The following is a 6,307-nucleotide window of genomic DNA, read 5'->3' as shown; positions in this document are numbered from 1 at the left end:
CCCGCGTCCCGACCTTCCGTTCACGGTCGTCAACAACTATGGGCCAAGCGAGTGCGCGGTGGTGGCGACTTCCGGCCAGATCCAGCGAGGCCTCCGGGCGGAGGGACAACCACCCATCGGAAAGCCTATCGCCAACGTCCAGATCCATTTGCTGGACGAGCGCGGTGAACCCGTGCCGCAGGGAAGTGCGGGCGAGATTTGGATCGGTGGTGCCGGCGTGGGCCGCGGCTACCGCGGCCAACCAGCTCTCACGGCACAGAGCTTCGTTCCGGACCGGTTTGGGCGCACACCGGACGGCAGGCTGTACCGAACGGGCGACCTCGGCCGTTTGCTGTCCGACGGGCAGATCGCCTTCTGCGGCCGCATCGATGGTCAGGAGAAGATCCGCGGGCATCGGATCGAGCCCAACGAGGTTGCGGCCGTGCTCAACCTTCATCAGGCGGTTGCAGCCAGTGCGGTGGTCGGGCACGGCCCCGCCGGCGAGCGGCGCCTCGTGGCCTATATCCTCCCCGCGAGCGGTATGGAGCCGACCGGCCGGGAATTGAGAGACTTCTTGGCGGCACGGCTTCCCGACTACATGCTGCCGACGGATTTTGTCCGGCTCGACTCTCTGCCCCTGACGACGAGCGGCAAGCTAGACAGGGGCGCCCTGCCCGAACCCTCGATGCACAACAGCCTGAATCCGATGGTGAGCCGTCCACCGACGACACCGACTGAGTGCAGGCTGGCACGCATCCTGTCCGACCTCCTGCATATGGACGATATCGGGGCGGACGACCATTTCTTCCTCATGGGCGGCCATTCGCTGCTCGGTACCCAGTTGGTCATGCATGTGCGCTCGGCGTTCGGCGTGGAACTAACCCTGCGCCAGCTCTTCAAGGCGCCAACAGTCGCCGAACTCGCTCTGGTCGTCGATCAGCTGGTGACCCAGAAGCGGGAAGCGCCGAGCGGTGCGAGCCAGAAAGTGGCCGTTACCCCATGACGGCCATGGACATCGCCGCCCCGCTGGCGCAACCCCGTCCTGATCCAGCGATGAGCCTCTACTGCCTCCTAGATCCGGAGGTCCTCGCCAATCCCTACCCGCTCTACCGCAGGCTGCGGGAGAAGGATCCGGTGTTCTGGGATCCGTTCCTCTGCGCCTGGGTGGTAACGGACTACGCAAATGTCCAGACCGTGCTGCACCGCTTCTCCGCGGACCGCACGCCCACGCCGGCACAGCTGAACTCACTCGGCCTCGACGCGCTTGAGCCAATCGCCCGGGTGATGATCCAGCAGATGCTCTTCATGGATGCGCCGGCCCATACGCGGCTCAGAAGTCTCTGCTCCCGCGCCTTCACGCCGACGCGTGCCGAGAGGCTGCGCGAGCATATCCAAGATGTCGCCAACCGTCTGCTCGACCGCGTGGTGCCGGCCGGACGCATGGACGTGCTGGCCGACTTCGCGGCCCCGCTGCCGGCAATCGTTACAGCAGAGCTTCTCGGCGTCCCCGCAGCGGATCACGAGCAGCTCAAGGCCTGGTCGGCCGACTACGCGGAAGTGCTTGGCAACTTTCAGCACAATCCCGACCGCGCAGGCCGTGTGCTGAGCAGCGTCGAGGGGATGACGGCCTATTTCCGCTCCGCAATCCGCGAGCAGGAGCGCCGGCCCCGCGACGGACTCCTTGGCTCGCTCCTCGCGGCGGAAATCGAAGGCGCACGCCTTACCGAGGATGAGGTGATCGCGAACGTCATCGTCACCATGGTAGGCGGCCAGGAGACGACGACGAACCTGATCGGCAACGGACTGCTCACGCTGCTCCGGAACGCCGAACAGATGGCACGTCTTCGGGATGACCCTTCGATCGCGCCATCAGCGGTGGAGGAGTTGCTGCGCTACGAGAGCCCGAGCCAGCACACAGCACGCCTCGCGCCCGCCGACGTGGTTCTCGGCGGCAAGCAGATCCGGCGCCGCGACCCGGTCATGGCCGTCATGGCTGCCGCGAACCGCGACCCAGCGCGCTTCGCGAACCCTGACGATTTGGACCTCACCAGGAAGGACAACCGCCACCTGGCCTTTGGCTGGGCCGCACATTTCTGCTTCGGGGCCCCCTTGGCTCGCCTTGAGGGCGAGATCGCCTTCACGACGCTGCTCCGAAGGCTGCCCGAGATTGCGCTGGAGCCCAATCCGCTGGTCTGGCGCGAAAACCTCGGCCTACGGGGCCTCGAGGCGCTTCACATCTCCTTTCGCAGCCAAGGGGCCGCGGGCGCGGAGGTCCGATGACCGACGCCGCACAGCGCCCCGAGGCTGATTGCTCCCTTCGGGAAGACCTGCTTTCGGGAAACGTCGCCTTCCCGGGTCATCCTGCGGAGGTCGCCAGGACCAAGCCGACGAGCGCCGCTCAAACGGGCCAAGCCTGGCGTCCGTCCAGTCAGCCGCCAGCGCCTCCCGCACCACTGGTCCGCTTGCCTCCCCCTCGCCTGCGACAGGCCTGCTTCGACGATCACCAACAGATCCGCGAGCTGGAGTCCACCTTCTTCCCGGACAGCCTGCCCGATGACGATCGCCGCAACCTCTTCCTGAACAATCCTCTCTGGTCGCGCTTAGGGAAGCATTGGCCGGTCGGCTGGGTGCTGGAGGACAGGTCAGGCCGGATCGTCGGTTCCCTCAACAACATCCCTTCCCTCTACCGTTTCCGTGGCGAGGAACTGGTCTGCGCCAACGGCCATTGCTGGGCCGTCCTCCCCGAGTATCGCGGCTGCGCACCCATGCTGATGGATGAGTATTTCAGCCAGCCCAGAGCACAACTCTTCATCAGCTCCAAGGTGGGCGCCGACGCGACACCGATTTGGACCAGCTACGCCACACGCGTTCCTACCGGCGACTGGGAAACCGCCGCCTGCAAGGTCCTGCAGTACCGGGATGTCGCGGATAAGGCGCTGGCCTCTAGGGGCGCTCCCTTTCCAAAGCTCCTGGCGCTACCCTTGGCCGCCGCCCTGCGCGTGAAGGACGCCTGCTTCTCCGCCAGCCTACCACCGAACCCGCCATCATTCTGCTTTGAGGAAGCGCAGGACTTCGACTCCCGGTTCGACGCCTTCTGGGAGGAGTTGCTGCTGCAAAATCCTGATAAGCTGCTCGCTCTGCGCGATAGGCGAGCCCTGTCCTGGCACTTCGCCATCCCCAAGCGAGCAAATCGGATATGGATCTTCACCGCCTCTCGAGATCGGCTGCTACGAGCCTATTGTGTGCTCCGGCAGCATACCCGACCGAATGGCCTGCGCAGCGTGAAACTTGTGGACTACCAAAGCATCGAGTTCGGCCAGGACCTCCTCCCCGGCCTGCTTCGCACGGCACTTCGCCGCCTCAATGCAGGAGACAACTACCTTCTCGAACATCACGGATGCGGGCTGGAGAAGATGCAGTCTTTCGACAGGATCGCACCCTATCGCGTCAGGAAACCTGCCTGGTCGTTCTACTACCACGCCGCAGATCCCGCGCTCGATACTGAACTGAGACACCCGGATCGCTGGGATCCGTCCGAGTACGATGGCGACGCAAGCTACAAATAGCTCGTCCTGCCGGCTCGTCAGCAGCGCAATCCCGAGAAGTACGTACAAGGCAGCCGTGGACGTGTACTGCAGCGACCTGCAAGACGCAGCCTCAATCGAGCGGTTAGCCGCCATGTTGTCGGACGACGAGCGCAGCCGTGCCACGCAGTTCCGCTTCGAGCGAGACCGACGAAGCTATATTCTTCGCCACGGCCGGTTGCGTGAAACCCTTGCCTCTTACCTCGGCGCTCCTCCGGAGCGACTGCGCCTTGTTTCCGGACCCCACGGCAAACCATTCGTAGAGGGTGAAGAGATCAAGTTCAGCCTCTCCCACTCGCGAAGCCTCATGCTCCTCGCTGTTGCGCACGGCCGAGAGGTGGGCTGCGACATCGAGCACCGCCATTCGGATTTCCCCTGCAATGAGGTCGCCGAGCATTTCTTCTCACGATCCGAAGCGCGTGCTCTGAACTCACTTCCTGCGGCACAACAGGCAGAAGCGTTCTTCAAGACCTGGACCTGCAAGGAGGCTTATCTGAAGGCCCGTGGCTACGGACTTGCACTTCCGCTCGACAGCGTCGACATCGCCCTCACACCCAACGGAGGCCGCCTATCGGGTGCCTGTGCCGGATGGTCGGTCCAGGTATTTGAGCCGGCGCTCCGCTACCACGCAGCCGTGGTGGCACAGGGAAACGACTGGCACCTGAATGTTCGCTCACTCCCGACCCCAGCGCTTGCAGCAAGTCATCCAGCTTCGTAGCTGAGCGTCACCTCGACCGCGTCGCCGGGCAGGAGCACGGTGTCTTCGTCCGCCGGGAGACGCTGAATCACGCCCTTGTCACGCCGATGCACGACGAAGATGACCGTCCCCCTCGAACCGCGCAGCAGCTGGGAGCGTAGCGCGCCGGCATAGAGCAACTTCTCATTCGCGGCGGCGACCCGCACCCGCAGCATCTGCGCCAGAGCTCTGCCCTTCTCGACCTCCTCGAGCACCTCGGCCCTGCGCTCCTCGTCGAGGCTGCGCAGGCGGTGGGAGTACTCCTCCCGCTCCCTGCCGGCGCGGGCGATATTCGCGGTCGCTTCCGCGGCGCGGGACTGTGCCAGCGAAATGGACCGCTGGTTCTCCTGGACGCGCGTCACTGAAGTAAGGCCGCGACTAAGAAGAGACTGTGACTGCCCAAGATCCTCCGTCATCTGGCGGACTGTCGCCTCCTCCTGCCGCCGCTGCTCCTGCAGCGCCGCCACCTGCTCCGTACTCAGCGAGATGACCCGCCGCAGGTACTCGCGCTGCCTCTCACGGCCGGCCGCCCGTGCCTGGGCCAGCTTCGTCTCCAGCTCCACGGCGTTCATGAATGCGGACTCCGGGATCGGGAAATCATCCGGCCTGGGCAGGGACGGCGCCTGCCTGCCGTCCAGCTCCGCTTGCAGGAAGGCGATGTGGATCTCCTGCCTCGTGAGCTCCAGCCAGGCGCCGTCCCGTTCCGCCCTGAAGTCGGGCAGCTGGACCATCGGGTTCGATGATCGAAAATTCAGGACATCATACCCCCCTGCAAGCGAGGCGAGTTGGCGGATGGACAGGCCCGGGCGAAACTCGTACTCGCCGGGCTTGGACACATCCCCACTCACGTAAACTGGCCGGAACTGGGCTACGTCGACGAGCACTTGCGGATCGATGAGTGTGCCGCCCTGTGCAAGCCGCTTCGCGATTGCGAGCCGGATCTCCTCCAGCGGCAACCCGTCGGCCCTCACTGCGCCGATCGTGGGGAGCGCGATATTCCCATCGATATTGACGGTGACGCGCCGGTTGAGCTCAGGCAGCTGACCGACATGCACCTCCAGCGCGTCGCCGCTCGCAACCCGATATGCCTCCTGCGCCAGAGCGGACGAGCCGCCAAGCAGTGGCAGCAAGCACAACACCGTTGCTGCTACCGCCGGGCCGATCCTTACAGGAACCCTTGCCATCTCGCCTCCGAGAGCTGCCCCGCCGGGTGCCACATTCTCTACTGACGCTTGCCGGGCATTTCGCCGCTCAAGCAGCCTGCGTCCCCGCGTTTGAAGAAACGAAGCCATACTCCAAGCCACGATCCGACACCCAGAAGAGCCTGTATCCGATGTCCTGCAAGGTCCTTACCGCCTGGCGGGTGTCATCCGGCGTGAAGCCATAGAAGCCTTGGTGAAACTCGACCAGCAACTGGTCAGGCCGGATATCATCCCTCGCCATCTCGCGAACGACATCGTACTCGCCTCCTTCGATATCCATCTTCAGAAGGTCGACTCGTGCATGGCCAAGCATGCTCATGACTGATCGCAGGCTGCGCACCGGGGCCCGCACAGACCCACTCGAACGACCATCCTCCCGGTAAGCCGAGTAGCTGATGTCGTCCTCGGCCGCCGGCGCGAAGAACTCAATCTCCCCATCCTTCGCGGCAATCCCGACCTCGATGAACCGGAACTGCGGCGGAAAACGCTGGCAAGCAGCCCATTCCGCCGATCGGGGCGTAGGATCGAATGCAAAGACCCTGCTCCCGCATTCGGCGACCACGCCGAGTTCGAAGGTCGCATTCGTCCCGATGCCGAACGAGTAGACGACGGACGACGGACTGAGAGAATTCGCGAGCACCGGCCATTGGTAGCGCACACGGTCGCCAAAGATGCGCAGCTGCCGCTTGACCTCCGGCGAATGAAGTCGGCGCCACCACATGACCTTGTTGGTCAGGTACCAGATGGCCTCGTGCCCCGATTCATTCAGTACGCTGCGCATGCCTCGATTCCTCCGTCCGAAGTCT

The 6,307-nt window shown here is 64.4% G+C and carries 6 protein-coding genes; 4 read left to right on the top strand and 2 right to left on the bottom strand.

Features of this window, described 5'->3' with window-relative positions; genetic code table 11:
• The 4 genes from D9599_RS07795 to D9599_RS07780 form a co-directional block, all read left to right on the top strand.
• The coding region (locus tag D9599_RS07795; protein ID WP_198380646.1) for a non-ribosomal peptide synthetase at window positions 1-982 on the top strand (982 nt) is incomplete at its 5' end.
• The gene (locus D9599_RS07790; RefSeq protein WP_198380645.1) at window positions 979-2,259 is read left to right on the top strand and encodes a cytochrome P450; all 1,281 of its coding nucleotides are present in this window, start codon (window positions 979-981) and stop codon (window positions 2,257-2,259) included. The genes D9599_RS07795 and D9599_RS07790, both read left to right, overlap by 4 nt.
• Window positions 2,256-3,545 (top strand): hypothetical protein, encoded by a 1,290-nt coding sequence (locus D9599_RS07785; protein ID WP_198380644.1) that lies wholly within the window; start codon window positions 2,256-2,258, stop codon window positions 3,543-3,545. The genes D9599_RS07790 and D9599_RS07785 overlap by 4 nt, the downstream gene beginning before the upstream one ends.
• Complete coding sequence (locus tag D9599_RS07780; protein WP_375373041.1) at window positions 3,523-4,281, top strand: 4'-phosphopantetheinyl transferase family protein; 759 nt, start codon at window positions 3,523-3,525, stop codon at window positions 4,279-4,281. Before D9599_RS07785 ends, D9599_RS07780 begins: the two co-directional genes overlap by 23 nt.
• Here D9599_RS07780 and D9599_RS07775 read toward each other — a convergent pair.
• Window positions 4,266-5,429 (bottom strand): polysaccharide biosynthesis/export family protein, encoded by a 1,164-nt coding sequence (locus D9599_RS07775; protein WP_198380642.1) that lies wholly within the window; start codon window positions 5,427-5,429, stop codon window positions 4,266-4,268. The two genes, D9599_RS07780 and D9599_RS07775, sit on opposite strands and share 16 nt — an antisense overlap.
• A gap of 121 nt (window positions 5,430-5,550) precedes the next feature.
• Window positions 5,551-6,282 carry an FkbM family methyltransferase gene (locus D9599_RS07770; RefSeq protein WP_198380641.1) on the bottom strand — a complete coding sequence of 244 codons (732 nt, stop codon included), beginning with the start codon at window positions 6,280-6,282 and terminating at the stop codon, window positions 5,551-5,553.
• Window positions 6,283-6,307 lie beyond the last annotated feature (25 nt).

The organism is Roseomonas sp. KE2513 (assembly GCF_016107305.1).
Classification (GTDB): domain Bacteria; phylum Pseudomonadota; class Alphaproteobacteria; order Acetobacterales; family Acetobacteraceae; genus Roseomonas.
Note: the sequence above shows the minus strand (reverse complement) of the source record. Positions and strands in the feature narration are given on the sequence as shown.